This window comes from Nitrospirillum karajorum, from assembly GCF_036348415.1.
Taxonomy (GTDB): Bacteria; Pseudomonadota; Alphaproteobacteria; order Azospirillales; family Azospirillaceae; genus Nitrospirillum; species Nitrospirillum amazonense_B.
This window is the reverse complement of record NZ_JAZBQB010000003.1, coordinates 2585212-2612039: the sequence shown is the minus strand read 5'-3', so window position 1 is coordinate 2612039 and position 26828 is coordinate 2585212. Positions and strand designations below refer to the sequence as shown.

Annotated in this window: 22 protein-coding genes; 12 read left to right on the top strand and 10 right to left on the bottom strand. The window is 67.1% G+C overall.

The genetic code is table 11. From position 1 onward, the window contains the following. The first annotated feature begins 174 nt into the window (after window positions 1–174). The 3 genes from UCD39_RS25810 (at window position 175) to UCD39_RS25800 (ending at window position 2269) form a co-directional block, all read left to right on the top strand. Window positions 175–732, top strand: coding sequence for a helix-turn-helix transcriptional regulator (locus UCD39_RS25810; protein WP_330498463.1), 558 nt, complete (start codon window positions 175–177; stop codon window positions 730–732). Between the two features lie 125 nt (window positions 733–857). Further along, the gene (locus UCD39_RS28615) at window positions 858–1184 is read left to right on the top strand and encodes a SlyX family protein (RefSeq protein ID WP_442943699.1); all 327 of its coding nucleotides are present in this window, start codon (window positions 858–860) and stop codon (window positions 1182–1184) included. After that, the gene (locus UCD39_RS25800) at window positions 1181–2269 is read left to right on the top strand and encodes an NAD(P)H-dependent flavin oxidoreductase (RefSeq protein WP_330498462.1); all 1089 of its coding nucleotides are present in this window, start codon (window positions 1181–1183) and stop codon (window positions 2267–2269) included. The genes UCD39_RS28615 and UCD39_RS25800 overlap by 4 nt, the downstream gene beginning before the upstream one ends. A 4-nt stretch (window positions 2270–2273) precedes the next feature. On the opposite strand, the gene UCD39_RS25795 is transcribed toward UCD39_RS25800, so the two are convergent. The 3 genes from UCD39_RS25795 to UCD39_RS25785 all read right to left on the bottom strand — a co-directional run bounded on the left by UCD39_RS25795 (window position 2274) and on the right by UCD39_RS25785 (window position 7961). Beyond that, a complete protein-coding gene (locus UCD39_RS25795) occupies window positions 2274–2489 on the bottom strand; it encodes a hypothetical protein (protein WP_330498461.1) in 216 nt (71 codons plus the stop codon). Window positions 2490–2895: 406 nt separating this feature from the next. Next, on the bottom strand, window positions 2896–5799 hold the full coding sequence (locus UCD39_RS25790) for a TonB-dependent receptor (RefSeq protein WP_330498460.1): 2904 nt from the start codon (window positions 5797–5799) through the stop codon (window positions 2896–2898). Between the two features lie 539 nt (window positions 5800–6338). Continuing rightward, window positions 6339–7961, bottom strand: a complete 1623-nt coding sequence (locus tag UCD39_RS25785; protein WP_330498459.1) for a carboxylesterase/lipase family protein — start codon at window positions 7959–7961, stop codon at window positions 6339–6341. Between the two features lie 136 nt (window positions 7962–8097). Between UCD39_RS25785 and UCD39_RS25780 the strand changes: the two genes are divergently transcribed. From UCD39_RS25780 to UCD39_RS25745, 8 genes are all read left to right on the top strand, one after another. Continuing rightward, on the top strand, window positions 8098–9129 hold the full coding sequence (locus UCD39_RS25780; protein ID WP_330498458.1) for an alpha/beta hydrolase: 1032 nt from the start codon (window positions 8098–8100) through the stop codon (window positions 9127–9129). A 217-nt stretch (window positions 9130–9346) separates the two neighbouring features. Continuing rightward, window positions 9347–10363, top strand: coding sequence for a sugar kinase (locus tag UCD39_RS25775; protein WP_330498457.1), 1017 nt, complete (start codon window positions 9347–9349; stop codon window positions 10361–10363). A gap of 45 nt (window positions 10364–10408) precedes the next feature. Further along, a complete protein-coding gene (locus UCD39_RS25770) occupies window positions 10409–11881 on the top strand; it encodes a mannitol dehydrogenase family protein (protein ID WP_330498456.1) in 1473 nt (490 codons plus the stop codon). A gap of 246 nt (window positions 11882–12127) precedes the next feature. Next, window positions 12128–12949: a 2-keto-4-pentenoate hydratase gene (locus tag UCD39_RS25765; RefSeq protein WP_330498455.1), complete on the top strand. Its 822-nt coding sequence runs from the start codon at window positions 12128–12130 to the stop codon at window positions 12947–12949. A gap of 79 nt (window positions 12950–13028) precedes the next feature. After that, window positions 13029–14024 carry a TRAP transporter substrate-binding protein gene (locus tag UCD39_RS25760; RefSeq protein ID WP_330498454.1) on the top strand — a complete coding sequence of 332 codons (996 nt, stop codon included), beginning with the start codon at window positions 13029–13031 and terminating at the stop codon, window positions 14022–14024. 3 nt (window positions 14025–14027) lie between these two features. After that, on the top strand, window positions 14028–14552 hold the full coding sequence (locus UCD39_RS25755; RefSeq protein WP_330498453.1) for a TRAP transporter small permease: 525 nt from the start codon (window positions 14028–14030) through the stop codon (window positions 14550–14552). 4 nt (window positions 14553–14556) lie between these two features. Next, on the top strand, window positions 14557–15837 hold the full coding sequence (locus UCD39_RS25750; protein ID WP_330498452.1) for a TRAP transporter large permease: 1281 nt from the start codon (window positions 14557–14559) through the stop codon (window positions 15835–15837). 196 nt (window positions 15838–16033) lie between these two features. Then, on the top strand, window positions 16034–17365 hold the full coding sequence (locus UCD39_RS25745; protein ID WP_330498451.1) for a carbohydrate porin: 1332 nt from the start codon (window positions 16034–16036) through the stop codon (window positions 17363–17365). A gap of 18 nt (window positions 17366–17383) precedes the next feature. Here the strand turns inward: UCD39_RS25745 and UCD39_RS25740 are convergent, their stop codons facing one another. The 5 genes from UCD39_RS25740 to UCD39_RS25720 form a co-directional block, all read right to left on the bottom strand. Further along, window positions 17384–18622 (bottom strand): hypothetical protein, encoded by a 1239-nt coding sequence (locus UCD39_RS25740; RefSeq protein ID WP_330498450.1) that lies wholly within the window; start codon window positions 18620–18622, stop codon window positions 17384–17386. A 176-nt stretch (window positions 18623–18798) separates the two neighbouring features. Further along, a complete protein-coding gene (kduD, locus tag UCD39_RS25735) occupies window positions 18799–19596 on the bottom strand; it encodes a 2-dehydro-3-deoxy-D-gluconate 5-dehydrogenase KduD (RefSeq protein WP_330498449.1) in 798 nt (265 codons plus the stop codon). Window positions 19597–19610: 14 nt separating this feature from the next. Beyond that, window positions 19611–20456: a 5-dehydro-4-deoxy-D-glucuronate isomerase gene (kduI, locus tag UCD39_RS25730; RefSeq protein ID WP_145730197.1), complete on the bottom strand. Its 846-nt coding sequence runs from the start codon at window positions 20454–20456 to the stop codon at window positions 19611–19613. Between the two features lie 84 nt (window positions 20457–20540). Beyond that, on the bottom strand, window positions 20541–21959 hold the full coding sequence (gene uxaC, locus UCD39_RS25725) for a glucuronate isomerase (protein WP_330498448.1): 1419 nt from the start codon (window positions 21957–21959) through the stop codon (window positions 20541–20543). 167 nt (window positions 21960–22126) lie between these two features. Beyond that, window positions 22127–23239 (bottom strand): LacI family DNA-binding transcriptional regulator, encoded by a 1113-nt coding sequence (locus tag UCD39_RS25720; protein ID WP_330498447.1) that lies wholly within the window; start codon window positions 23237–23239, stop codon window positions 22127–22129. A 291-nt stretch (window positions 23240–23530) separates the two neighbouring features. On the opposite strand from UCD39_RS25720, the gene UCD39_RS25715 reads away from it, so the two are divergent. Next, window positions 23531–24868, top strand: coding sequence for a pectate lyase family protein (locus UCD39_RS25715; protein ID WP_330498446.1), 1338 nt, complete (start codon window positions 23531–23533; stop codon window positions 24866–24868). A gap of 66 nt (window positions 24869–24934) precedes the next feature. Here UCD39_RS25715 and UCD39_RS25710 read toward each other — a convergent pair whose 3' ends face one another. Both UCD39_RS25710 and UCD39_RS25705 read right to left on the bottom strand, forming a co-directional pair. Further along, window positions 24935–25609, bottom strand: coding sequence for an invasion associated locus B family protein (locus tag UCD39_RS25710; RefSeq protein WP_330498445.1), 675 nt, complete (start codon window positions 25607–25609; stop codon window positions 24935–24937). 192 nt (window positions 25610–25801) lie between these two features. Continuing rightward, complete coding sequence (locus UCD39_RS25705; RefSeq protein WP_330498444.1) at window positions 25802–26815, bottom strand: 2-oxoadipate dioxygenase/decarboxylase family protein; 1014 nt, start codon at window positions 26813–26815, stop codon at window positions 25802–25804. Window positions 26816–26828 lie beyond the last annotated feature (13 nt).

The following is a 26828-nucleotide window of genomic DNA, read 5'->3' as shown; positions in this document are numbered from 1 at the left end:
CGATAAAGCCGATAAGGAAGATTATGGAAAAATATGTGTGGAGTGGACCTTTACGCGGCACGCGCCGGGACGGCGCTGGTGCGTCACGGCTTACAGCCGATTTGCACTCATTTATTCGACATCGGCGCATGGCGGCACCAAGAATGGGCGCATATCCAAGCCGGGATGTAAGCCATGTTGACCATCGCACCTGTGCCCGATGCCGTCACACGGCGCCGGGATGAGATCGCCGTCCTGCTCCGCGACGCCCTGACGTTGCTGGACAACGACAGCCATGCCGCGGCGAGTTGCCTGCAGAAGGCGGCGGAGCTGTTGCGGGACAAGGCGGCGGAGACGCCGCCCGTCGCCGGTGGCTTGGCCCCGTGGCAAGTGCGCCGGGTCCACGCTTATATCCAGGAGCATCTGACGGCCCCCATCCGCATCCGGGACGTCGCCCTGCCGGTGCGCCTCAGCACCAGCTATTTCTCGCGCGCGTTCCGCATCACCTTCGGCGTGCCCTTCACCCAATATGTCATCCATCAACGCATGGAACAGGCCAAGCGGCTGATGACCACCACGACGGAACCGCTGTCCCACATCGCGCTGAGTTGCGGCTTGGCCGATCAGGCGCATCTCACCCGGCTGTTCCGCCAGACCATGGGCGTGACACCGGCGGCCTGGCGACGCCGGGTGCAGGACTTTCCCGACGTGGTGGCCGACGCCCAGGCCGTGAGCGAGCCGCAGGCGGCCTGACCTGTGCCGCCCGTGACGGACGGGGTTTGCGGATGCGGCTGGTTGAAAAATAATGGGGCAAGTTCTGGCATCCCCGGTGCTATAGAGGCCCTGGTTGACCCGAGCCCCAGGAAGTAGCCGGCCCCATGGATTCCGTCGAACAACGTCTTATCGACCTGGAAACACGCATCGCCCATCATGAGCGCATGGCCGAGGAACTGTCGCAGGTGGTGGCCGACCAGGGCCGGACCATCGACATGCTGACCGCCCGGATGCGCCGCTTGGTCGCCCGCCTGCAAGAGGCGGAGGCGGGCTGGCGCCCCTCCCCCAGGATGAAAAGCCGCCGCCGCATTATTGATGGCGATGCGGCTGGCCCTACCGGCCGCGCAATTTTCCCAGATTTCCATGGCGCGGCGGTAATGGCGGTCCTACATCCTGGGCAGTCCTCATCGCCCACGGGAGACCGTCCATGACCGCCTGGCCCGATCGCCGCATCCTGGATTTGTTTGGCATCGACCATCCCATCCTGCAGGCCCCCATGGCCAATGCCAGCACGCCCGCCATGGCGGTGGCGGTCAGCGAGGCGGGGGGATTGGGCTCCCTGCCCGGCGCGCAATACACGCTGGACGGCCTGAAAGCCGCGGTGGCAGAGGTACGGCAAGGCACGGGCCGGCCCTTCAATCTGAACTTCTTCTGCCACACGCCCCCCGTTCCGGATCCGGCCCGCCTCCTGTCCTGGCGCGCCCGTCTGGCGCCTTATTACGTTGAGCTGGGACTGGACCCGGCCGACACGCCCCCGACCGGCGGCCGCACCCCGTTCGATGCTGATTTCTGCGCCCTGGTGGAAGAGGTGAAGCCCGCCGTGGTGAGCTTCCATTTCGGTTTGCCGGGCAAGGTTCTGCTGGACCGGGTGAAGGCCACGGGGGCCAAGGTCATCGCGTCCGCCACCACGGTGGCCGAGGCGCGCTGGCTGGAGCACCACGGCGTCGACGGCGTCATCGCCATGGGGCTGGAGGCGGGCGGTCACCGCGGCAACTTCCTGTCGGACGACATGGCCACGCAAGTCGGCACCTTCGCCCTGGTGCCGCAGGTCGCGGACGCCGTTTCGGTGCCGGTCATCGCCGCGGGTGGCATCGCTGACGGGCGCGGCATCGTCGCGGCCCTGGCCCTGGGCGCGTCGGCCGTGCAGATCGGCACGGCCTACCTGTTCTGTCCGGAGATCAAGATACCCGAGGTCCATCGCCAGGCCCTGGACAGCGTCACCGACGATGGCACGGCCGTGACCAACCTGTTCACCGGCCGCCCCGCGCGCGGCATCGTGAACCGCCTGATGCGGGAGGTGGGGCCCCTGTCTGACGCCCCCACCGCCTTTCCCACTGCCGGCGGCGCCCTGGCCCCCCTGCGCGCCAAGTCCGAGGCGGCGGGCCATGGCGACTTCACCAACCAATGGGCCGGACAAGCGGCCCGCCTGGGTCGCGCCCTGCCCGCCGGCGACCTGACACGGACGCTGGCGGCGGACGCGCTGAAACGCCTGGGTGGGGAACCGCTGGGCAATTGATGGATCAGCGACAGGTGAGGACGTGATCCTTGGTCAGTTTGCAGGGATGCAACAGGGTTCCCAGATAGCGCTGGTCCCGGGTCGTGCCCGTGTTCATCTCCGGCAGGCGCAGGTATCTGTCCTCCTTACCGGGGTTCAAGTACGTCTCCATATTGTTGAAGCGCCATTTCTCCGCCTCCTCCCGCAAGAACCGGTCCTGCTCCAAGGGGTCGGGCAACACGAAATCGGGAGCCTGGATGATAAAGTCGGGCAGCGTGCCTTCGGGTTCCGCTGGTACGGGTGGGGCCGCCTTGGGCTTGGCCGGTATCAGGGCCGTGGGCGATGATGGGGGCGGAGAGATCGTTTGGGCCAAAGCTGACCCCGAGCCCAGCAAAAGGACGCCGAGCAGACAAGTCCATCGCGCGCACCGCATGCCCTGCCCCGTCCGCTGCCACGCCTTTCGCTCAGTGAACCATGCCGACAGCGCCCGCACAACTTCGGGTACGCCAGCGGCATAGAAAAGCGCGAATGAAAAAACGCGCGCCGGACGGGTGCCAGCGCGCGTCGGGAAGTTGGAGCACATAAGGGTCTTGAGGCTACGGGAAGAACCGGGACGCCGCCTCACCCGCGCCCCGGCCTGAGCCGGCTCAGTACTTGAACGCGAAGCCGGCTTCGTAGATGCGGCCGGTGCAGTTGTAATAGTTCAACCGGTTGACCGAGCCGACATACTGGCTGTTGCACTCGTTCGTCAGGTTGATGGCGTTGAAGCTGAAGGTCAGGCGCTCGTTGACGGCGTAGGAAGAGGCGAAATCCACGTTCATGGTGGAGTTGGTGCCCTCGACATCGTTGCCGTTGCGGCCCGGCACCTGGGTCAGGTAGCCGCTGCGATAGGCGGCGGAGATACGGGCGCTAAACACCTTGTCGTCATAGTACAGGGTGCCGTTGTAGGCGTTCTTCGACAGGCCGACCAGGTCGGCCAGCGTGGTGGTGGTGGAAGTCGCCGACAGCAGATAATTGATGCGGCTGTCCACGTAGGTGTAGTTCAGCAGGATGCCGAAGTTGCTCCAGAAGTCCGGCAGGAAGCTGAACGGCTGCTGGAAGTTCACTTCCAAGCCCTTGAGGTCGCCGCCCTTGGTGTTCACCGGCGTGCTGAAGGTGAACACCTCGTTGCCGGTCAGGCCGGTGCCGTTCAGCAGGCTGAGCGGCAGACCGGACGCGTTGTAGACCTTGTTCTCGCTCAGCGTCTGCACGTAGCTGTTGATGTCCTTGTAGAACAGGCCCAGCGAGATCAAGGCGCCCGGCTGGTAGTAATACTCGAAGGACAGGTCGGCGGTATTGGCGCGGATGGGCTTAAGGTAGGGATTGCCCGAGGTGACCGTGCGGTTGGTGCCGGCCACGTTGACGCTGCCGCCCGGGTTCAGGCCGCTGAGATCGTTGCGCACCATGACCTTGGCCAAAGCCGCGCGGATCAGGAAATCATCCGTGACCTCGCCCACCAGGTTCATGGATGGCAACACATCATGATAGTCGGTCCCGACCGTCACCCAGGTCGGGCTACTGCCGACCGCCTGGTAACCGGACGAACTCTGATCAGTGGTGACGAAGCGGACACCGACATCGCCGCGGATGGGCAGGCCCAGCCGGTCGGTCTTGAAGTTGGCCTGGACGTAGCCGCCGTAGTCCTTCTCCTCCACCGCGTAATTGCTGCCCAGCGAGCCGGTGCCCGTCTGGCTGACGGAGAAGGTGCCGGTCTTGCTGTAGATGTTCAGCGCGTTGGCGAAGGCGTCGATGTCGGCCACCAGCCAATTGCTGGGGGTGCCCGCCGGGGCGAAGCCGCCCACGCCGCCGCCGATCTTGGTCAGGCTGGCCAGGGTGACGCCGGCCGGCAGGTTGGGAACGGCGATTTCCGAAGCACGCGTCTTGTTGTAGGTGGTGAAGGTGAAGTCCTTGAACTGGAAGCCCGCCTTCAGCGTCAGCTCGTTGCTGACGTCATATTCGAAGTCCAGGTCGCCGTTGCCGTAGGTGTTCTGGGTGCCGTTGGGCCGCAGGCGGATGTTGGACAGGCCGTTCACCAGCTTCCAGTTCGCCGGGTCGGTGACGTCGAAGCCATAGGACAGCACGGGTAGCTGGCTGTTGGCGCGATAATCGAAGGAGTAGCCGTTGCTGCCCGTGCGATCCAGGGTGATGGTGGTCTGCACCGGATTGTTGAAGGCGGAGATCGAGTAGCCGCCCAGCGCGTTCATGCGGAAGCTGGGGGAGAAGCTGTGCTTGATGTTCAGCGTCTCTTGCCCGAACTGGGTGCTGAGCACGTCATAGCGCGCCTCGGACCGGATGCCGACATTGTTGAAGGTGCCCGCGATCAGGTTGCCATTGGCGTCCAAGGTGCCCGAGGTGATCTGCATGACCGGCTTGCCGGTGACGATGCTGCCCACGGTGGTGCGCGCCTGGCTGAAGCTGATGGCCTCCAGGTCGTTTTCCGAGCGCGTGCCCCACAGGTCGGAGAACACACCGTCCAGGCTGATCTCCGTGTCCTCGTCCGGCTTCCACTGCAGCGAGGTCACCAGGCCGGCGCGGCTCTGGTTGTACTCATAAACGCTGTAGCGCGGGATGCGCGGCATGAAAACGTTGGGGGCGTTGAAACCGGCCAGCGCGCCCGACGCGGCGACGCCACCATTGTAGCTGCCCGACGCGTTGGAGGCGTTGGACGCCCAGCGCGTGGTTTCAGAGCTGAGCTGCTGCGTGTCGCGCTTGGAATAGGACAGTCCGACCAGGAAGCCCAGCTTGCCATCGTTGAAGGTGTCGCTGACCAGCACGGCGCCGTTGGGCTGCTTGCTCTTGTTCTGGTCGTTGTAGGTGGCCTTGCCATTGATGGCCAGCTTGAAGCCACCGAAGTCCAGGGGATGGGGCGTGGACAAGTCCACACCGGCGCCCAGCGACCCTTCCTCCTGGTCGGCCGACTGCGTCTTGTGGACGGTCAGATTGCTGAACAGGTCGGACCCGAAGACATTGAAGTCGAAGGCGCGGGACCGGTTGTTGCCGCCCTGGGCGTCGGAACTGCCGGTGGTGGCGATCGCGTCCATGCCGTTGATGCGCACGCGGGTGAAGGCCGGGCCCAGGCCGCGCACGGAAATCTGCCGCCCCTCGCCCGCATCGCGGGTGATGGCGATGCCGGGAATGCGTTGCAGGGATTCGGCCAGGTTCTTGTCGGGGAATTTGGCGATATCTTCCGCCACGATGCTGTCGACCACACCGGAACTCTCGCGCTTGGCCTGCAACGCGATGTTCAGGCTGCGACGGAAGCCGGAGACGACGATTTCATCCAGCGCGTCACCAGCCCCCGGCGGCACCGCGGTCTGGGGCGGCGAAGCCTGGCCCGCCTGCTCCGCCGGTGCGGCCGCCTGGTCCGCCGCCAGCGGAGCAGGCGCGTCCGAAGCCTGGTCGGCGGCGTACGCCGAACCGGCGCCCCCCGCGGTCAAGGCCAGCAGCAACGCCACCCCGGAAACGTGGGTGGACAGTGTGCGACGCCGCGCCCGGCTCGTGGTCTTGAGCATTTGACGTAATCCTCCGTTCAACCTTGTTGTTTTGCTTTGCCGGCCTGTGCGTCCCGGGAAGGACTTGGCCGGATGGCCCCGGCGAAGTGTTCCCAGAAAAACCAGACGTTGTCGCCTGGCCATGCCCACCGTCCGGCCTCCCCGTCCGTCCGATCCTTTTTGGGACCGGTGTCAATTTTAATCCGCCACCCAGACCGGCGCAGAGGGCCGGCCGCCAGGCGGATCAAGAAAGCCGTGTCAGCGCCGCGCCAATGGCTGCAATGCGCCCCGATCTTCCGATGATGTGTTGAGGAAAATATGTGAGGCGTGGCCGCCCTCATCGGCGCCAAAGCCCTTGCCCATCCGTGTCGGCATCCCGCACCCTCCCGTTTATCGGCGTCTTGGCGGCCTTTTTGGCCATCGCCGTTGCCTGTAAAATGACACCGGTTACCGATCGATGCAAGCACCAAGAGTTGTTTGCAGTGTCATCCCTGTCACCGGCTGGCATCCGTCGCGGAAATGCCGTTTCCCCCGCGGATTTGAGGGCCGTCCGGAGGCCTTCAGGTCCCTTGCTGGGTGAAGGGAACCCGGGCGAAAAGGCGACGCTCCGCCCCCCTGGGATCGGGCTCCAGCCGCGACTCCAGGTCGAACACCAGGGTTTCCCGCCCCGCCAGCGTGTAGGGCGTCCAGCGGGGCGCGCCGTCGACGTTGGGATCGCCGGTTCGGGCGAAGGCGATGAAGGCGTTGCTCATCTGGTCCGCCAGGCGCCGCGCTTCCGCGCTGTCGGTGGACAGGGCGTCCGGCACGGCGGTGTTGTCGAACACCAGGGGGATGTCGAGCGTATGCGGCGCCCGCCACTTGCCGCCGTCCTTGGGGCTGCCCCAGTTCAGTTGGTAGGCGTAGGTGGGAGCGGCCCCCTGGCCACCAGCTCCCTGGCCCCGCGCTTCCTGGCCCCGCGCCTGCGCCTGGGCGGCACGCGCCTCCAGCTCCACCACGGCGGCGCGCCAAGAGCGGCCGGCGGTCGTCGCCGCGAAGAAAACATCGCTGGGGCTGTAGGCCGGATACAGCCGCCGGTACTCCGCCACCACCAGGTCGGGGTTGATGTCCACCCGCATGTGCTTGGCCAACAGGCCGGGCACCTGGTCCCAGGTCAGGGTGAAGGTCGAGGGATCGCTTCCGCCGATCAGCAGCCGCGTCTCATCATGGGTGTTGCCGATGATCATGGGGACAGCGGCCGATTGCGCCGGCGCGTCGGGGTAGAAGGGATGGCGGGCCAGCACTTGGTCATCCAGCACGGGGCCCCAGTAGAGGCCCCCCATACCCTGGCCCGCGACGCCGTGGATGGGGTCGGCAGCGTTCAGGGCCGACAACAGCCTGTCCACCGGCAGGGCCGCCGCCTCCGCCGCCCGTTCGGGCGTCAGGCCCAGCGCCGCCAGATAGGCCGTGGCGCGCGCCGTCGCATTCAACGGGCCGGAAGCCGTGACCTGCTGGCCGCTCATGGTGGCGGCGCGATGGAACAGGCCCTGGGCCGCCGGCGTGGCCATCAGCGTGGCGATCTTGGCCCCGCCGCCGGACTGGCCGAACAGCATCACCCGGCCGGGATCGCCGCCAAACGCGGCGATGTTGTCGTGCACCCACCGCAGCGCCAGCACCAGGTCCAGGATACCGGCATTGCCGGACTGGGCGTAGGCCGGTCCGGCGAGACGGCCGAGGTACAGGTGGCCCAGGGCGTTCAGGCGGTGGTTCAGCGTCACCACCACCACATCCCCCCGGTGAACCAGGCGGGTCCCGTCATAGAGGGGATCGCTACCGGAGCCATGGGAATACGCCCCGCCATGGATATAGACCATGACCGGCCGGTTGCCGCCCGCCTTGGCCTCCGCCGTCCAGACGTTCAGGAACAGGCAATCCTCCGACTGCGGCTCATCGAAATGCGTCTGGGGACAGGCGGCACCATAGGTCCGCGCATCCCGCACCTCCCGCCAGGGGGCCGGTGGCTGTGGCGGCTGGAAACGGTGCGGACCAGTATCGGCGCCGTAGCGGATGCCTTTGAACACATGGATACCGTCCTGGCGCAGGCCGCGCACGGGACCGTGCCCCGTGACCACCACCGGGTCGGACGCCGCCCAGGCGCGCGCCGGCAGGGTCAGGGTCGCCGTGGCCCCCAGCCCGAGTCCCAGCATCTGGCGCCGATCAACGGAGGGCAAGCCGGCACATGACAAGGAAACGTGACTTTCCGCTTGGCGGATGACTCGAACCGGGTCCATGCTTCCTCCCACTACCCTATTATTATCGCCGATCAAAAGCAGGAGGGATGCCATGGCCCCTACCCGTCCCGATCCCGGGCGCACATATGACACCGGTTTCCAGCCTTTTGTGAAGAAGCTACGTGCGGCCTGCGTCGTCTTGGCGGCCTTGGCCGGCTGGATCACGGCCGGCGTTCCCTTGGGCCAAGCCCAGGCCGATGAACTGCCCGTTCCCTTTCCCATCTGGCCTGGCGGCGTCGGCCCGGGATCGGAGGGGGTGACCATCCAGGAATTGGTGGTGGAACGCAGCGCCGATCCCACCCTGCATGACCGTTACACCCTTGGCATCACGCGGCCGCACCTGGCGGCGTACCGCCCCAACCATCCCAACGGCACGGCCCTGCTGGTCATGCCGGGCGGCGGCTATCGCTGGGTGGTGGTGGACAAGGAGGGGAATGAGATCGGCCGGCAACTCAGCGCGGCCGGCGTCACCGTGTTCGTCCTGACCTACCGCCTTCCGGGTGAAGGCCATGCCCAAGCCGCCGACGTGCCTCTGCAGGATGCGCAGCGCGCCCTGCGCCTGATCCGCGCCCGTGCGGCGGAATGGGGCCTGGATCCCCATAGGATCGGCGCCATGGGCCTGTCGGCCGGCGGGCACGTGGCTGCCAGCCTGGGCACGCGCTACGACGCCCCGGTCTACGCGCCGGTGGACGCCGCCGACCAGCAGAGCGCCCGCCCCGACTTCCTGGCCTTGATCTATCCGGTCGCCAGCATGGATCCGGCCATCGCCCACAAGGGGTCGCGCAACCAGTTGCTGGGCGCCACGCCCACCCCGGCGCAGGACGCGGCCTATTCCACCGAGCGGTCGGTCACGTCCCAGACACCACCCACCTTCCTGCTGCATGCCGATGACGACCCGTCCGTGCCGGTGGAGAACAGCCTGCGCTTCTATGCCGCCCTTCACGCTGCCAAGGTCCCGGCGGAACTGCATATCTTCCGGCAAGGCGGGCATGGCTTCGGCCTTCGCGGCGCCCGTGGGCTGCCCGTCGCGGCGTGGCCGGACCTTTACATCGCCTGGGTCCGTGGCCTAGGGATGATGCCGTAGAGGTCCTTTCGCACCCCCCTGTCACGGTGACGTGCCGATGCGTTTATTGTCACCGGTGTCAATTGGTCGTTGATCCAGTCCCGGGCCGCTGGCAGGATGGATGACGCCAAGCCCGCATGACAGACGGGCCGCGGGAGGATTTTGGGGGATGGTTTCGTCCATCCCCAGCGGCGACCAGGATGGCCAAGAGGGATACATGCGAATGGGTGGGCCTGCGATGCGCGGACATGTCGTGGTGTTCGGGGAACTGTTGCTGCGTCTGGCCGCCCCCGGCCATGAGATGTTGCTGCAAAGCCCCAGCCTGACAGCCCTGTTCGGCGGGGCGGAGGCCAATGTCGGCGTGGGCCTGGCGCACCTGGGCCACGCGGTCCGGGCCATCAGCACCTTGCCCGACAACGCCCTGGGCCGCGCCTGCGCCGGGGAACTGCGCCGCCACGGCGTGGGCACGGACGGCATCCGGTACGCCGACGGCCGCATGGGGCTGTATTTCCTGGCCACAGGCGCCGTGACCCGCCCGTCGGAGGTCATCTATGACCGCGCCCGCTCCGCCTTCGCCGAGGCCGATCCGGCCACCTACGACTGGCAGGCCCTGCTGGCCGGCGCCGATTGGCTGCACCTTTGCGGCATCACCCCCGCCGTCAGTCCGCAGGCGGAAACCGCCGCCCGCGCCGCTTTGCAGGCCGCACATGCCCTGGGGCTCAAGATCTCCTTCGACTGCAACTTCCGGCAGAAGCTGTGGACGGCGCGCGGCGGCAACGCCCCGGCCATCCTGCGCGGCTTCATCGAGCAGTGCGACCTGCTGTTCGCCAACGAGCGGGACGCCGCCCTGCTGCTGGACCTGGACGTGGACAAGCTGGACGAGGGGGCGCGCTTTCCCGCCGCCGCCCAGGCCCTGTTCGACGCCTGCCCCCGCCTGCAGACCATCGCCACCACGGTGCGCAGCCACCACGGCGTGGACCAGCAGGACTTCTACGGCAAGCTGGCCACCCGCCACAGCCTGCATCAGAGCCGCACGCACGCGCTGGCCGGCATCGTCGACCGCATCGGCAGCGGCGATGCCTATGCCGCGGGATTGCTGCATGGCTTGATCCAGGGGTGGGAGCCTGACCGGGCGTTGTCCTTCGCCGTTGCCGCCGCCGCCCTGAAGCATTCCATTCCCGGCGACGCCCTGCCCCTGGCCGAGGCCGACATCCTGGCCGCCCAGGATGCCGGCGGGCTGGACGTGCGCCGCTGATCCCCGCCGTCGATATCCCTCCTTTGGCCTTCGGAGCCCCGCCTGATGACCGCCCCCGCCCCCCTGTCCGCCGCTACCCTGGCCGCCCTGCCCGCGGCCGTGGCCCGTCCCGGCTATGAGCGATCGGTCTGCGGCATCGGCATCGTCCATTTCGGCCCTGGCGCTTTCCACCGCGCCCACCAGGCCGTGTACACCGACGACGCCCTGGCGCTGGAGGGCGGCGACTGGGCGATCAGCGCCGTGTCGCTGAAAAGCCCAGGCGTGCGCGACGCCCTTGTCCCTCAGGATGGGCTCTACACCCTGGTGACGCTGGATCGTACCATCGGTCACCGCGTCATCGGTTCCATCCGCGAGGTGCTGTGCGCACCGGAGGCGCAGGACCAGGTCCTGAACCGCCTGGCCGCCCCGGCCACCCGCGTCGTCACCATCACCGTCACGGAAAAGGGCTATTGCCTGACAGCGGCGGGGGAACTGGACACCGCCCATGCGGACATCGTTCACGACTTGGCCCATCCAGAAACGCCGGTCAGCGTCATCGGCTATATCGTGGCCGGCCTGCGCCGCCGCCGCGCCGCCGGCCTGCCGCCCTACACCGTCATCAGTTGCGACAACATGACGGACAACGGCCAGCGGCTGGGCCGGGCCACGGCGCAATTCGCCGCCGCCCTGGACGCCGATTTGGGCGATTGGGTGCGGGAGCATGTGGCCTTCCCCAGCACCATGGTGGACAGCATCACCCCGGCCACCGATGACGCGTTGCGCCAGCGCGTGTTGGACGCCACCGGTCTGGCCGATGCCTGGCCCATCCAGCGCGAGGCCTTCACCCAGTGGGTGATCGAGGATCGCTTCTGCAACGGCCGGCCGGCCTGGGACAAGGCCGGCGCCATCCTGACCAACGACGTCGGCGCCTTCGGCCGGGCCAAGCTGCGCCTGCTGAACGGCCCGCACTCCGCGCTGGCCTACCTGGGCAGCCTGGCGGACCTGGAAACCGTGGCCGAGGCCATGAACACGCCCCAACTGGCGGGGTTCCTGGAACGGCTGATGCTCCAGGATGTGCTGCCCACGGTGACACCACCGGCGGGCTATGACCTGGCCCGGTATGCGGGCCAGATCCTGGACCGTTTCCGCAATCCGGCCATCCGCCACCTGCTGGCCCAGATCGCCTGGGACGGGTCGCAGAAGCTGCCCTATCGCCTGTTCGGGGTGATCGAGGACCGGCTGGCCCAGGGGCGCGACATTTCCCGGCCCGCCCTGGTGGTCGCCGGCTGGATGCATTTCGTCCGCCGCCGGGCCGCCGAGGGCGCCGGCCTGACCGACCCACTGGCCTCCACCCTGCTGGACAGGGCGGGCCAGTGCGATGGCGGCACCGGGGACGTGGACCGCTTCCTGGCGCTGGAGGCGGTGTTCGCCCCCACCCTGGCGGCCGCCCCCCGTTTCCGCGACACGGTGAAAGAAGCCTACGTCCACCTGGGCGATGGCCGGCGCGAGGCGGTGCTGGCCGCCGTCGCCGCGATTTAGAGCGGAACGCGATCAGGTGGGGTCACCTGATCGCATCTCGCTCTAAGCCCTCGATAAAAGCCTGTTCCCCCGAGGGCGCAGCCCTCCTCACGGTAGAGTTGGCTTGTAAATGACACCGGTTTCCTTTAGACACGATGGACAAGAAATGACGGGATCCAAGGGAGGGTCGACCATGGCGCGGCATGCCACGCTCGCCGCCAGGGCAGCCACCGTCCAGGACAAGAATTGCCACGGGATGTTCCGGCCATGACCACCGCCTTCGCGCCCCACACCGCCGCAGCCGCCTTCGTGGCGGCCCGGCGCGCCGCCCGGTTCCTGCCGGGGTATCCAGGGCCCGCCCCGATCGACCTGGCACAAGGCTATGCCGCGCAAGAGGTGGCCATCGGCCTGTGGCCTGACCGCATCGCCGGATGGAAGATCGGCCGCATTCCCCTGGATTGGGAGGAGACGCTGGGCCAACCGCGCCTGGCCGGCCCGATCTTCGCCCGCAACGTCTGGCAAGCCGGGGACGCGGACGTGACGCCATTCCCCGTCTTTGTCGGCGGCTTCGCCGCGGTGGAGGCGGAATATGTCTTCCGCCTGGGTGCCGACGCCCCATCGGGCAAGACGGCATGGACGGAGGACGAAGCGGCGGAACTGGTGGCCACCCTGCACATCGGGATCGAGCCAGCGGGCAGCCCGCTGGCCACCATCAATGATCTGGGGCCGCCCGTGGTGGTGTCCGATTTCGGCAACAACGCCGGCCTTATCCTGGGGCCCGAGATATCTAATTGGCGGGCGCGCGGCTGGGACAGCATGCGGTGTGAGACCGTCATCGACGGGGTGCGCGTCGGTACCGGCGGGGCGTCATCCATCCCGGGCGGCCCCCTGTCGGCCCTGCGCTTCCTGGCCAGCCACCTGGCAGGGCGCGGCCGGCCGCTGAAGGCCGGCGACCTGATTTCCACCGGTGCCAGCACCGGCATTCACGATATCGTGGCGGGACAAACCGCAACGGTGGATTTCGGCCGCGATGGCGTCCTGCGTTGTCGCGCCGTGGCGGCGACACCACTGCCAGACGGCCCGCCCTGAGGGCGTCCCCTGAGGGCGTCCCCTAAGGGCGGGCGCGCCACCAGGGTTCCGAGACAATAAAACGAACGGGAGGGATGGATTGATCAAGCGCCGACAACTGCTGGGGGGCTTGGCCGCTGGCATGGGCATGGCGCTCGGGGGCCGTGCGGCCCGGGCCGGCGCCCCGCCGCCCGGAACCTTCACCGCCTCCGACGTGCATGTGCAGGATTACCCCACCGTCCAGGCCATCCAGTGGATCGGGGAGCAAATGGCTAAGGAGACGGACGGGCGCCTGTCCATGCGGGTCTATCATTCCGGCCAGATCGGTCGGGAGAATGACACCATAGACCTGACGCGCTATGGCGCGCTGGACTTCACCCGCGTGAACTTCGCGGCGCTGACCAACATCTTCCCCGTCTCCGGCGTGCTGACGCTGCCCTATGTGTTCGACGACGTCGCCCATATGCGCCGCGCCCTGGACGGCGCCGTGGGGCGCGACCTGCTGGCGGCGCTGAGCCGACGGGGCCTGGTGGCGGCCTGCTTCTACGACAGCGGCGCGCGCTGCATCTACAACGGCCGCCGGCCGGTGCATGAGCCGCGCGACCTGCACGGCATGAAGATCCGCGTCCCGCTGTCGGACATCTTCATGTCCATGGCGCAGGCCATGGGCGCCAACCCGACGCCGCTGTCCTTCGGCGAGGTGTTCACCGCCCTGCAAACCCACCTGATCGACGGCGCCGAGAACAATTGGCCCAGCCTGGATTCCACCCGCCAGTTCGAGGTGGCGCACTACTGGGCGGAAACGCACCATTCCATGTCGCCGGAACTGCTGTTCATCTCCGAACGCAGCCTGCAGGCCCTGACCAAGGCCGACCGCGACCTGGTGCTGGATCTGGCAACCCGCTCCGTCACCATGATGCGGGCGCTTTGGGACCAGGATGAGGCCGCCGCCCGCGCCCATTGTATCGCCAATGGCGTCCAGGTGACAGAGGTGGACAAGGACGCTTTCCGTCGTGCCACGGAACCGGTGCTCAAGACCTACCTGGCCGACCCCGACCGCAATCAGTTCTACCGCCGCATCCGGCAGGAGGCCTGACCCATGCACGCGACCCAAGCCGTACCGGCCCCCACTGGCCTGGCCGGCACCCTCCTCACCGGCCTGTCCCATGCCGCCACCGTGCTGGCCGCCATCGGCATGGTGGGGATGAGCCTGGCCGAGGGCTGGCAGGTCTTCGCCCGCTATGTCCTGAACGACAGTCCCGGCTGGACCGAACCCCTCACCCTGCTGTTCATGACCACGACCGCCCTGATGGGGGCCGCCGTGGCGGTGCGGCGGGAAATGCACTTCCGCTTCATCGCCCTGGCCCAGGTGGCCCCGCCCCGGGTGCAGGCCCTGCTGAACGCCTTCGCCCGGCTGGTGGTGCTGGCCATCGGGGCGGCGCTGGCCATCTGGGGCTGGGACCTGATGGCCGACAACTGGTCCATCACCATGCCCGGCACCGCGTTGCCGGAGGGCCTGAACTACCTGCCCCTGTCGCTGGGCGGGGCGCTGATCGCCCTGTTCGCGGCGGAACGGCTGGTGGTGCCGTTGCCCAGCCCCGATCACCTGATTGTGGAGGATTGAGCCCATGGATATCGCCATCCTCTTCGGCGCCTTCGCCGTCCTGTTGCTGCTGGGCGTGCCCGTGGGCTTCTCCCTCGCCGCGGCGTCCGTGGCTGCCATCGTCGCCATGGGCCTGCCGCCCATGGTGCTGGTGCAGCAGATGACCTCCGGCATCAGCTCCACCGCCATGATCGCCATCCCGCTGTTCATCTTCGCGGGTGAATTGATGATGCGCGGCGGCATCTCCGAACGGCTCATCGGCCTGGCCTCCGCCCTGGTGGGGCATCTGCGCGGGGGGTTGGGCCAGGTGAACGTGCTGGCCTCCGCCTTCTTCGGCGGCGTCTCCGGCTCCGCCATCGCCGACGCCTCGGCCATCGGCGGCACCATGATCCCGCAGATGGTGGCGCGGGGCTTCGACCGCGACTACGCCGTCAACGTCACCATCACCTCCGCCCTGGTGGCGCTGATGGTGCCGCCGTCGCACAACATGATCCTCTATTCGGCAGCGGGGGGCGGCGGCATCTCCATCGCCGACCTGTTCGCCGCCGGCATCCTGCCCGCCGTGGTGATGGCCGCCGCCCTGATGGTCACGGCCTATCTCATCGCCCGCAAGCGCGGCTATGCCGTGGAACCCTTCCCCGGCCTGGCGGCGGTGGTGCGGCGCTTCATTTCCGCCAGTCCCGGCCTGCTGCTGGTGGTGCTGGTGTTCGGCGGCGTGCGCGCCGGCATCTTCACGGCGGTGGAGAGTGCGGCCATCGCCGTGGTCTACGCCGTCATCGTCACGGTCGCGGTCTACCGCCGCCTGGGCTGGAAGGACTTCAAGGAGTGCTGCGCCGGGTCCGCCCACACCACCGGCATCATCCTGTTCATGATCGGGGCGGCCAGCGCCTTCGGCTGGCTCATGTCCTACCTGCAGGTGCCGGCGGCGGCGGTGGCGGCGCTGAAGGCCATGGCCGGGACCAAGGTCATGGTGCTGCTGATCATGAACCTCATCCTGCTGGCGCTCAGCACCTTCATGGACATGGGGCCCAAGATCATCATCTGCACCCCCATCTTCCTGCCGGTGGCCAAGGCTTTCGGTATCGACCCGGTGCAGTTCGGCGTCATCATGATGCTGAACGGCGGCATCGGCCTGATCACCCCGCCCATCGGCTCCGTCCTGTTCGTGGGCAGCGCCATCGGCAAGGTGCCGGTGGGCCAGCTCATGCGCTCCATCTGGCCGTTTTACTTGGCGGCGGGCGTGGTCCTGATGCTTGTCTCCTACATACCTTTCCTGTCGCTATGGCTGCCCAATGCTATGAAATAACGTCACTAACGTTATGAAATAACAGAACATTTGAATCAACCTGCGACAAAACGCCCAGCTTGCCATATTCTGTTTTGGGGCGCATATCGCCCGCCGGACCCACAGAACGACTTTGTCTCCCATCGCAAATCCGTAACGGAACTTTGCCAGAGAAGCATCGTTGTCGCATCCAAGCTCCGGCGGGCGAGTTATTTAAATGAAAACGCTTCTCACCATCACCCCTATCCTGGCTTTCTCCTGTGGCGTGGCGTTCTGCGGGCCCGCCAGCGCCGCCGACGCCGACCTGCCGGAGGCGGAAAGCTGGAGCCTGCATGGCCAGTTCACCCTGGTGGAGCAGTATCACCCCAGCTTCACCTCCCCCTACCGGGGCGCCAACAGCCTGGATCCCGGCGCTCGGGGCAATGAGACGATGGACGCCACGCTGTACGCTGGCGTGCGCCTATGGCCGGGCATGGAGTTCTACGCCAATCCGGAGATCGACCAGGGCTTCGGCCTCAGCAACACGCTGGGCGTGGCGGGCTTCCCCAGCGCCGAAGCCTACAAGGTGGGGGAGAGCGAACCCTACATCCGCCTGGACCGGGCCTTTTTTCGCCAGACCTTCAACCTGGGTGGTGAGGTCCAGCCGCTGGAGGCCGCCGCCAACCAGCTGGGCGGCAGCCGCACCGCCGACAACATCGTCATCACCGCCGGAAAATTCTCCGTCACCGACATCTTCGACGCCAACACCTACGCCCACGATCCGCGCAAGGACTTCCTGAACTGGACCGTGGTGGACAGCGGCGCCTTCGACTATGCCGCCGACGCCTGGGGATACAGCTATGGCGCGGCGGCGGAATGGACGCAGTCCTGGTGGACCCTGCGCGCCGGCCTGTTCGACCTGTCGCGCAAGCCCAACGACAAGGCCCTGGTGCGCGGCTTCGGCCAGTATGAGCTGGTGGTGGAGGCGGAGGAGCGGCATCAGCTGATGGGCCGCGACGGCAAGGTGAAGGTGCTGGTCTTCCAGAACCACGCCAATATGGGCAGCTATGGCGACGCCCTGCGGGTGGCCGCCTTGACCGGCGGCACGCCGGACACGGGCGACGTTCGCCGCTATGCCACCCGCGCCGGCTTCGCGCTGAACGCGGAACAGCAGATGGGCGACGATTGGGGCCTGTTCCTGCGCGCCAGCGCCAATGACGGCTCCAAGGAGGCCTATGAGTTCACCGACGTGAACAAGTCGGTATCCATCGGCGCCTCGGTCACAGGCGCCTCCTGGGGCCGCGACAAGGACGCCGCCGGCCTGGCCGGTGTCGTGAACATGCTGAACGCCGACGCCCGCGATTATCTGGCCGCCGGCGGCCTGGGCATCCTGGTGGGCGACGGCCGCCTCAGCTACAGCAGCGAGCGCATCCTGGAAGCCTATTACAGCGCCGCCCTGTGGACCGGCATCAACCTGACGCTGGACTATCAGTTCGTGGCCAATCCCGCCTACAACCGCGACCGGGGTCCCGCCAACGTGCTGGGCATCCGGTTCCATGCCGAGATCTGAGGCGCGCCACCGCCGGCCTCAGCGCTTGGTCAACACCATGGCCCAGCCGGGGCTGGCCTCGGGGAAGGAGACCTGGGTCCCCGGCGGCGCCTTCTCAAAAGCCTCCACCGCTTGATGATAGGCGGTGAACGTGCCGCCGCGCGGGGGGTATAGCCAGTCCGCCTGCATTCCCACGACGAAAACGCCCAGCAGGGCGCAGGCGGGAATGCGGAACTTGCCCGGCGCCTTGCCCACCAGAATCAGGCACGCGACGAAGAAGATCAGGATGGGGATGACGAAGTAGCGACCGCCGTAGCCCGGTATGTCGAATAGGACCCATTGATCGCCGAACGCCCCGCTGGCCGGGCTGATCAACCCGCAAGCCAGCAAGACAAGGCCGGCCAGGAAGAATTTCCGAAAGCTCGATGGTCCCTTGACCAGCGCGAGGGCGATGATGGACAAGCCCGCCAACGCGATACACCAAGCCATAAGAGGGTGATGCCAGAACGCGTCCTGCTGCAGGTGATTGACGTTGGTGGTGCCCAGCAGGCTGCTCAAGAACAGTTGGTCCGTCAATATGCGGGCCAGCCGCGTCGCACTGGGGCCAAGCACCATGCTCTGCCGTTCCCCTGCACCGATGGTGAGCAGGCACAAAGCCTGGATCAGCGCTGCCGCGCCGACAATCGCAGCCTGAATGAGGGCATATCGCCGTTGATCGGGGCCGGAGCCCCGCCACTGCCACAGCGCGACAGGTGCCAGGAACAGGCAGAACGGCCCGCTCAGCCCATTGACCAACAGCACGCCATACTGAAGCACCCGCCAGCCTCGCCCCTTAGGTGCCGGCAGCACCAGCATCAGGAAGGACAGCAGCATCAGGTGCCACTGGGCGTTGGTCAGGTTCAAATGGATTTCGAAAGAGTTCGGGACGCCCAAATAAAAGATGGCAATAGCCCAGCGAGCCCAGACCGATGGGACCAACGGCGCCCCGCGCCACAGCAGGTACAGGGCCGGCGCCAATTGGGCCATGAACCCACCCGCCATCATCCAGCCCGGCAGCCATCCCAGCGGCAGGTCCCGGGCGACCAGCGCCATGGCATAGGGGAAGACGTTCAGGTATCCGGCGCTGGGCATGAGGAGGACCCTCAAGCCCTTGGCATAGGCGTTCTGGAACCAGATGACGCCGTCTTCCGCCCACAAGGTGGGATGCAACACCCAATCGGCGTCACGGCTGATCAGCAAGGCGGAGAAGACAACAACGGCCAGGATTTTGCCGAGCATGGGGCTGGTCAAATAGCCGGCCACGCCAGGTCGGAGGCTCAGCGGAAGACGCGCATCAGTCACAGTGGGGGCTCATCTCACGGTATCGCCATCGCGATCTGCAATCGGCGATATGTACCGCATCCGTGGACGGCGACGGTATCCTTTTGACAAGCCCCCCAGGTGATTAAGGTCGCTCACCGACCCAGCCAGCCACCATCGACGGCCAGGACGGTGCCGTGGACATAGTCTGCGGCGGCGGAGGCCAGGAACACCGCGGCACCGCCCAGATCCTCCGGACGGCCCCAGCGTCCGGCGGGAATGCGGGCCAGGATATCGCGGTTGCGCGTTTCGTCGTTGCGCAGCGCCTCGGTGTTGTTGGTGGCGAAATAGCCGGGCGCGATGGCGTTGACGTTGATGCCCTTGGCCGCCCACTCGTTGGCCAACAGCTTGGTCAACCCGGCGATGCCGCTCTTGCTGGCGGTGTAGGAGGCGACGCGGATACCGCCCTGGAAGGACAGCATGGAGGCGATGTTGATGATCTTTCCGCCCGCTTGGCCGCCCGCTTGCCCGCCCCCTGGGCCGCCCGCCCCCTGCTCCACCATTTGACGCGCCACGGCCTGGGCCAGGAAGAAGGGCGTCTTCAGGTTGACGTTCATCACCAGGTCCCAATCGTCCTCGGAAAACTCCAGGGCGTCGGCCCGGCGGATGGTGCCGGCGTTATTGACCAGGATGTCGATACGGCCGAAGGCGGCGACGGCTTGGTCCACCACCGCCTGCACCACGCCGACGCTGTCGAGATCGGCATGGACGAAGTGGAAGCGGGCGCCCACCTCCGTCACCGCCGCTTGCGTCTCCGTGGGCGTGCTGCGCCCGGCGGCCACGATATCGGCACCGGCGCGCGCCAGGGCAACGGCCAGACCCTGCCCCAGGCCGGTGTTGGCGCCTGTGACCAGCGCCACGCGGCCCGTCAGGTCGAACGGGTTGTAAGCCATGGGATCGCCCTTCCTCAGCGCAGCTGGCAGATGTCCAGGACCTTCATGTCGGTGTAGTCGAGGTTCTCCCCGCCCATGGCCCAGATGAAGGAATAGTTGGCGGTGCCGGAGCCCATGTGGATGGACCAGGGCGGTGACACCACGGCCTCGTTATTGGCGACCACGATGTGACGGGCCAATTCCGGCTCACCCATGAAATGAAAGACGCGCTGGTCGTCCTTGATATCAAAGTAGAAATAAACCTCGGACCGGCGGTCATGCAGATGCGGCGGCATGGTGTTCCACACGCTGCCCGGCTTCAGCATGGTCAGGCCCAGCAGCAGCTGCGCCGACTGGCAGGTCTGAGGCACGATGTATTGATAGATCGTGCGCTCGTTGCTGGTCTCCAGGGCCCCGCGCTCCAGCGGCACGGCCTGGTCGATGGAGATCTTCACCGTCTTGAAACGGGCGTGGGCCGGGGTGCTGGCCAGGTAGAACTTGGCGGGATGGGCGGCATCGGCCGAGGCGAACACCACCGTCTCCGTCCCCATGGGGACATACAGGCCGTCGCGTGACGCCAGCTCATAGACCGCGCCGTCCACCGTGACCGTGCCGGGGCCGCCGACATTGACGATGCCCAGTTCCCGCCGCTCCAGGAAGGGCTTGCCGGCGGCCGAGGCCGGCTCCGTCTGCAGGGGCAGATCGAGGGGCGCCTCCACCGGGGCGGCGCCGCCAATGATGAAGCGTTCGTTGTGGGAATAATTTAGGCTGACCTCACCGGCCACGAAGAGGTCGGTGATGAGGTAGCGGTCGCGCAGCTGCTGGTTACGGGCGCCATCCATCATGTCGGGATGGGTCGCCTGATAGACCTTCTTGAACATGGCCATTCTCCCCGTTTGTTTGTGGTTTCCCCGTCTGGGGAAGAGGTGCGGCGCGGACGTCGTTGCCCTCGCCGCACCCTGTCGTCAGTCCAGCTTGTAGGCGCGCTTCGGAAGCCGGTAGGCCAGGTCCACCACCACCTCCGCCGCGTCGTCCTCGTCGATGCGGTGTTCCGCCACCAGGCGCGCCAGGAAGGCGCAGTCCACCCGGCGGGCCACGTCGTGGCGGGCGGGAATGGACAGGAAGGCGCGGGTATCGTCGTTGAAGCCCACGGTATTGTAGAAGCCGGCCGTTTCCGTCGTCTGCTCGCGGAACCGCATCATGCCCTCCGGGCTGTCGTGGAACCACCAGGCGGGCCCCAGCTTCAGCACCGGGTAATGCCCGGCCAGCGGCGCCAGTTCGCGCGCGTAGACCGTCTCATCCAGGGTGAACAGGATGACGGACAGGCGGGGATCGTTGCCGTAGCGGTCCAGCAGCGGCTTCAGCGCATGGACGTATTCGGTGCGCAGCGGGATATCGGCGCCCTTGTCGCGGCCATAGCGCTGGAAGATCTGGTGGTTATGGTTGCGGAAGGAACCGGGGTGGATCTGCATGACCAGCCCGTCTTCCAGGCTCATGCCCGCCATCTCGGTCAGCATCTGGGCGCGGAACAGCTCGGCATCCGCCGCGGTGAAGGTGCCCTTCACCACGCGGGCGAACAGGGCCTCGGCCTCGGCCGGCGACAGGTCGGCGGTGGCGGCGGTGACATGGCCATGGTCGCTGCTGGTGGCGCCCACGGCCTTGAAGTCGATGCGGCGTTTACGGTGCGCATCGAGATAGCCCCGCCAGCTGTACACGTCCTCCCCGGTGATGGCGGCGAACCGCTCCATGGCCGGGCGGAAGTTCTCATGCTCAGGGTCGATGACGGCGTCCGGGCGATAGGCGGTGATGACCTTGCCCTTCCAGCCGCTGTCGCGGATGGCCTCGTGGTGGGCCAGCGTGTCCACCGGGCTTTCCGTGGTGGCGATGACCTCGATGTTGAACCGCTCGAACAGGGCGCGGGGGCGGAATTCCTCCGTCGCCAGCTTGGCGGTGATGGTGTCGAAGTAGAGGTCGGAGGTGTCGGCGCTCAGCTTCACATCCAGGCCGAAGACCTGGGTGAAGACGTGGTTCAGCCAGGTGGAGGACGGCGTGCCCCGAAACAGGTGGAAATGACTGGCCAGCAGTCGCCAAGCCTCGCGCGGGTCGACATCCGGGGCCGGCTGCCCGGCCGCCGGAATGCCCAGCTGCTCCAGCGTCACGCCTTGGCTGTAGAGCATGCGGTAAAGATAGTGGTCGGGCTGTAGCAGCAGAGCGGTGGCGTTGGGGAACGCCTCGTTGCCGGCGAACCATGACGGGTCGGTGTGGCCGTGCGGGCTGATGATGGGCAGCCCCTTCACCAGGGCGTACAGGCGCCGGGCGATGGCGCGAACCGCCGGATCGGCGGGAAACAGGCGATCGTCATGCAGGGTCAGGTGCTGGGCCATCGGGGCCTTCCTTCACTATCCGCCAAAACGCGGCAACCGTTGTTGCTGGAACGGCGTCCGGATGCCCGGTGGGCCGCTCTCCTCCCGCCCCATTTGGTACCGGTCTTGGTAACCGGTGTCAATTTCGCATCGCATAACCCGGTGTCGAAATGCGCGCCTGGGGGCGATCACCCCCGGGGTGGAACGGAGGACTCGCGCACCACCATGCGGCTGACGACGCCGGTGGCGGTGTGCCCCTCCTCCTCATCGCTGGAGATGCGGATGATCAGCTTTTCCGCCGCCAGGCGCCCCAGGTCCTTGGCCGGCAGGCGCACGGTGGTCAACGACGGCCATAGGCGGGTGGCGATGGGGCTGTCGTCAAAGCCCACGATGGTCAGGTCGCGGGGAATGCTGATGCCCAGGCGCTGCGCCGTCTTGTAGACGCCGGCCGCCATTTCGTCGTTGCTGGCGAAAATGGCGGTGGGCCGGGGCTCCCGCGTCAGCAGGCGGGTGGCGCAGACCTCCCCCGATTCGAAGGTATAGGCCCCCTCCTCCACCATTTCCGGGCGCAGGACGATGCCATGGTTCTTCAGGGTGCTGACGAAGCTTTCCCGGCGTTCATGGGCGGAGCGGTGGCGCGACGGCCCCGCGATGAAACCGATATCGCGGTGTCCCAGCGCCGCCAGATGCTCCGCCACCTCCGCCGCCCCCTGGCGGTCGTTGTAGACCACCATGTTCGCCGCCTCGTCCAGGGACACGGCCGACAGGCGCACATAGCGACAGCCCAGGTCGCGCAACACCTCCACCAACTGCGGGTTTTCCGAGGCCGGCGGCACGACGATCACGCCATCCAGGTTCTGCCGCTGCACGAACTGCTTGGCATCGTTCAGGAAATGCGGGCTTTTCTGATCGCAGGGATGCACCACCAGTTCGAACCCAGCCAGGCGGCAGGCGGCCAGAACCCCTTCCTGGATGTTCACGATGAACTGGGCGTTGGGGTTGTCGTAAACCAGCCCCAGCAGGAAGGACCGCTGGAAGGCCAGGCCCCGCGCCTGGGGGCTGGGCACGTAACCGATCTGCTCGATGATGCCGTTGATGATGGTGCGCGTCTCTTCGTTGACGAAGGGCGACTGGTTGATGACCCGCGACACCGTCTTCTTGGACACATGCGCCAGCCGGGCCACGTCATTGATGGTGGGCGGCCGATCCAGGGTCCATGTCACGGTTTCGACGGCCAGGGTCTGGATGCTGGCGGCGCGACCGCGCCGGGCCCGTGCTTTTGGCGGCGTGTCCTGTGTCATGTCTTGGCTGCTTCTCGTTCTTCTTGTCAGGACTTCCGTCGAAGGTCCGTTCCACTTCCTAGCATGCCGCGTCCCGGCCGCCGTCACAAAAGGGATTTGCGGGTGACGGGGCCGGAACTCCCTCTACCCACCCCGGTCGCCCCCCGGGCGTCATTCCGCCGCACCCCCGAAACTGCCCCCTTGCCCCATTAGGAAACCGGTGTCATTTATTGGACCGACGGACTGGGGTCTAGCGCGCTTGACGTGCCATGCCCCACCATCGCCATAACAAACATGTGGGAGGATAGACCCGTGATCAAACGTATCCTGGCGACGACCGCGCTCGCGGCTGTGCTGGCCGCCGGCACGGCCACCGCCGCCGACAAGGCGGACGCGCTGGCCTTTCCCGGTGCCCAGGGCTGGGCGGCGCACACGCCCGGCGGACGCGGCGGCAAGATCATCAAGGTCACCAACCTGAACAGCGAGGGGCCCGGCTCCTTCCGCGATGCCATCGAGGCCAAGGGCCCGCGCATCATCGTGTTCGAGGTCGGCGGCGTCATCGACCTGAACCAGAAGACCATCAAGGTGATGGAGCCGTTCGTGACCATCGCCGGGCAGACAGCCCCCTCCCCCGGCATCACGCTGATCCGGGGCGGCATGGACATCGGCGCCCATGATGTGGTCATGCAACATATCCGCATCCGCGTGGGTGACGCGGGCGCGCCCAAGAAAAGCGGGTGGGAGGAGGACGCCGTCAGCACCGTGGGGGCGGCCTACAACGTCATCGTGGACCATTGCAGCCTGACCTGGGCGACGGACGAGAACCTGTCGGCCTCCGGCCCCCGCTTCAAGGGCGACACGCCGGACGAATGGCGGCAGAACACCTCCCACCGCATCACCTATTCCAACAACATCATCGCGGAGGGGTTGGCCCGCGCCACCCATATGAAGATCGAGCATTCCAAGGGCTCGCTCATCCACGACAACGTCACCGACATCCTGATCGTCGGCAACCTCTACGCCCACAATGTGGAGCGCAGCCCCCTGTTCAAGGGCGGCGTCCATGGCGTCATCGTCAACAACCTGATCTATGACCCCGGCCAGCGGGCGGTCCACTACAACCTGCAGGCCGAGGAATGGGGCGACCATCCCTACCAGGTCGGCCAGATGGCGGCGGTGGGCAACGTGCTGCGCGCCGGCCCCTCCACCCCTACGCCGCTGGCCTTCCTGGAAATCGGCGGCTATGGCGACCTGGAATATTACGGCAAGGACAACATCGCCGTGGACCGGGCGGGCGGGCCGCTGCCCCTGATGGGCCGCTACACCACCTCTGCCGCCAAGGTCATCGAGATGGACAAGGCGCCGCTGTGGCCGGAGGGCCTGACGCCGCTGCCGGCGGTGGACGTGCAGAAGTCCGTGCTGCACAACGCCGGCGCCCGCCCCTGGGACCGGGATTACGACGACGTCCGCCTGCTGGCTGACGTGGCGGAAGGCCGGGGAGAAATCATCAACAGCCAGGACGACATCCACGGCTATCCCACCGAGAAGCCCAACACCCGGCCCTTCAACCCGGCCGATTGGAACCTGGACGACATGACGCCGCGCACGGCCACGGCGCTGGACGCCAAGTCCAAGGCCAGGGGCACCTGAGGCGGCCACCCCTACGACAAAGGGCGGCCCCTCGAGGCCGCCCTTTTTCTTTGACCGGAAACCGGCTCACTTCTTCGGTTGATCCGCCGGCTTGGCCTCATCGGGCTTGGCCCCGTCGGCGGGCGCCGCGGCGGGCTTCGGCGCCGGCGGGGGCCCCAGACTTTGCAGGGCGGCCGCCAAGCCATCAAGTTGCACGGGCACGTCCATGGGGCTCTTGTCCGGCTTGGCATAGCGCACCATGAGCACCTTGCCGCTGGTGAACTGCTTCAGCACCTCCTGGTCCAGGTTGGCCGAGGCGATGCAGCCGCCGGCCTGGCACAGCGTCAGCGGCAGGGCGATGGGCTTGGCGCCATCCAGGGTCAGTTGCAGTCCCGGCTGCACCGGCGTGCCCAGGGGCACGGTGATGGCCAGCACTGGCTTGCCATCCGTCGACATGTAACCGATCTGGACATGCAGGACGATGGCGTTGGCGGGGTTGGCGATGGCGAACTGCTCGACAAAGCAGACGTCCTCGCCGCCGGCCCCCTTGGCGCAATTCTTGGCCCAGGGCGGCCCCGCCGGCTTCTGCGCCCCGGCGCTGGCCGATTTGGCGCCGCTGGCCTTGTGGTGCTGGTACAGCATGATGCCGCCCACCGTCAGCAACCCGAGCAGGAACAGCAGGCCGATCACGATCAGGGGGGTGCGCGAACCGCCGATGACGACGGTGGGACGGGCCGGCGCGGGGTCCTCTTTATGGGTCATGGGTATGCTTTTTCTGTTATGGGCGCGACGCCGCCGGGTATGGCCGCGATAAGGCGGGAATTGTTGGGACATCGCGGCGGCGCGGTCAACCTCTCCCGCCTCGTGTCGCGCGCGGCAGCCCGCCCTGGGTGGCGATATTGTGGCCGCGCACCCAGGCTCGTGCCGCGCGGGGCCCCGCGCCGTCAGAATTGATCAGCAGCCCGATACCGCCGCCGTCATCTTGAAGATGCCCTGGGCGTTGCCGCTGTCGAATTGCAGGTCCAGGCGGCCGGTTTCCGTTTTGAGGGGATCGCGGGAAATGAACTCATAGAACGACCCCGGCACGACGCGGCTGGTCAGATTACCTCGGGCGTCGATGAAGGGGCGCTCCACCATCGCGGCGCGCAAGGCTGTCTGGCGCACCGTGCCGTCGCGCGACACCTCCACCTTGGGCTTCATCTCATAGCCCCGGGCCTTAAGGTCATCGGCCAGCGCCTCGACATCGGGCACCCGGTCGGTGGCGTGGTTGAAGCGGTTGCCCTCGGTGGCGATCCAGGCCAATTCCGCCGATTCCGCCAGCAGGGTCTCATACTGCGCCAGGGTCGGCACCGGATGATGGCGGTCGAACAGGCGCAGCAACTCGCCCACCAGGGCCGTCGCCTCGTCCAGCGTCAGCGTGCCGCCGGCGCCCAGCCGGTCCAGCAGGCCCTTGGCGTCGGCTGCCAAGGGATCGTCCTTCACCTGGAACACCTCCAGCGCCGCCGCCTGCACCTCGGGCGAAAAGCGGTCGGGGAAGATTTCGCTGACGAAGAACTGGGCGATATCCTCCGGATAGTCGCGGTGGGTGTAGGCGTAGCCCATCATGCGCAACCGCTCCAGCGGGTAGGTCCCGCCGACATGATAGCCCAGCGGCTCCAGCACCCGGGCGAAGGCGGCGTGGCCCGGCGGCAAGGCCCCCAGGCCGGGAGCGTTCACCGTGCGCAGGGCGCCGTGGTCGAACACCATGCGACCGCCCTGCTCCCGCACATAGCGGGCGCCTTCCGGCACCTCGCGCAACAGGCCACGGAACAGCTGCATGGTCAGGGCCTGGGCCACCACGGCGCGCGGCACGGCGTCACCATGGTCGGCCAGAAAGGCGGGATGCAGCGCCAGCATCTCCATCAGCCGGCCGGCCTCGTCATTGCCGACCAGGGCTTGGGCGATCTTCTGAACGGTGGGCGTCTTCATGGGACCGTCCCTC

Bases quoted from the DNA above. Each gene is read 5' to 3' on its own strand.
- uxaC (WP_330498448.1), bottom strand. From the start codon at position 21,959: ATGGCCCAGCACCTGACCCTGCATGACGATCGCCTGTTTCCCGCCGAT.
- UCD39_RS25775 (WP_330498457.1), top strand. From the start codon at position 9,347: ATGCGCGGACATGTCGTGGTGTTCGGGGAACTGTTGCTGCGTCTGGCC.
- UCD39_RS25800 (WP_330498462.1), top strand. From the start codon at position 1,181: ATGACCGCCTGGCCCGATCGCCGCATCCTGGATTTGTTTGGCATCGAC.
- UCD39_RS25755 (WP_330498453.1), top strand. From the start codon at position 14,028: ATGCACGCGACCCAAGCCGTACCGGCCCCCACTGGCCTGGCCGGCACC.
- UCD39_RS25710 (WP_330498445.1), bottom strand. From the start codon at position 25,609: ATGACCCATAAAGAGGACCCCGCGCCGGCCCGTCCCACCGTCGTCATC.
- UCD39_RS28615 (WP_442943699.1), top strand. From the start codon at position 858: ATGGATTCCGTCGAACAACGTCTTATCGACCTGGAAACACGCATCGCC.
- UCD39_RS25780 (WP_330498458.1), top strand. From the start codon at position 8,098: ATGGCCCCTACCCGTCCCGATCCCGGGCGCACATATGACACCGGTTTC.
- kduI (WP_145730197.1), bottom strand. From the start codon at position 20,456: ATGTTCAAGAAGGTCTATCAGGCGACCCATCCCGACATGATGGATGGC.
- UCD39_RS25745 (WP_330498451.1), top strand. From the start codon at position 16,034: ATGAAAACGCTTCTCACCATCACCCCTATCCTGGCTTTCTCCTGTGGC.
- UCD39_RS25770 (WP_330498456.1), top strand. From the start codon at position 10,409: ATGACCGCCCCCGCCCCCCTGTCCGCCGCTACCCTGGCCGCCCTGCCC.
- UCD39_RS25785 (WP_330498459.1), bottom strand. From the start codon at position 7,961: ATGCTGGGACTCGGGCTGGGGGCCACGGCGACCCTGACCCTGCCGGCG.
- UCD39_RS25765 (WP_330498455.1), top strand. From the start codon at position 12,128: ATGACCACCGCCTTCGCGCCCCACACCGCCGCAGCCGCCTTCGTGGCG.
- UCD39_RS25750 (WP_330498452.1), top strand. From the start codon at position 14,557: ATGGATATCGCCATCCTCTTCGGCGCCTTCGCCGTCCTGTTGCTGCTG.
- kduD (WP_330498449.1), bottom strand. From the start codon at position 19,596: ATGGCTTACAACCCGTTCGACCTGACGGGCCGCGTGGCGCTGGTCACA.
- UCD39_RS25810 (WP_330498463.1), top strand. From the start codon at position 175: ATGTTGACCATCGCACCTGTGCCCGATGCCGTCACACGGCGCCGGGAT.
- UCD39_RS25705 (WP_330498444.1), bottom strand. From the start codon at position 26,815: ATGAAGACGCCCACCGTTCAGAAGATCGCCCAAGCCCTGGTCGGCAAT.
- UCD39_RS25740 (WP_330498450.1), bottom strand. From the start codon at position 18,622: ATGCTCGGCAAAATCCTGGCCGTTGTTGTCTTCTCCGCCTTGCTGATC.
- UCD39_RS25790 (WP_330498460.1), bottom strand. From the start codon at position 5,799: ATGCTCAAGACCACGAGCCGGGCGCGGCGTCGCACACTGTCCACCCAC.
- UCD39_RS25720 (WP_330498447.1), bottom strand. From the start codon at position 23,239: ATGACACAGGACACGCCGCCAAAAGCACGGGCCCGGCGCGGTCGCGCC.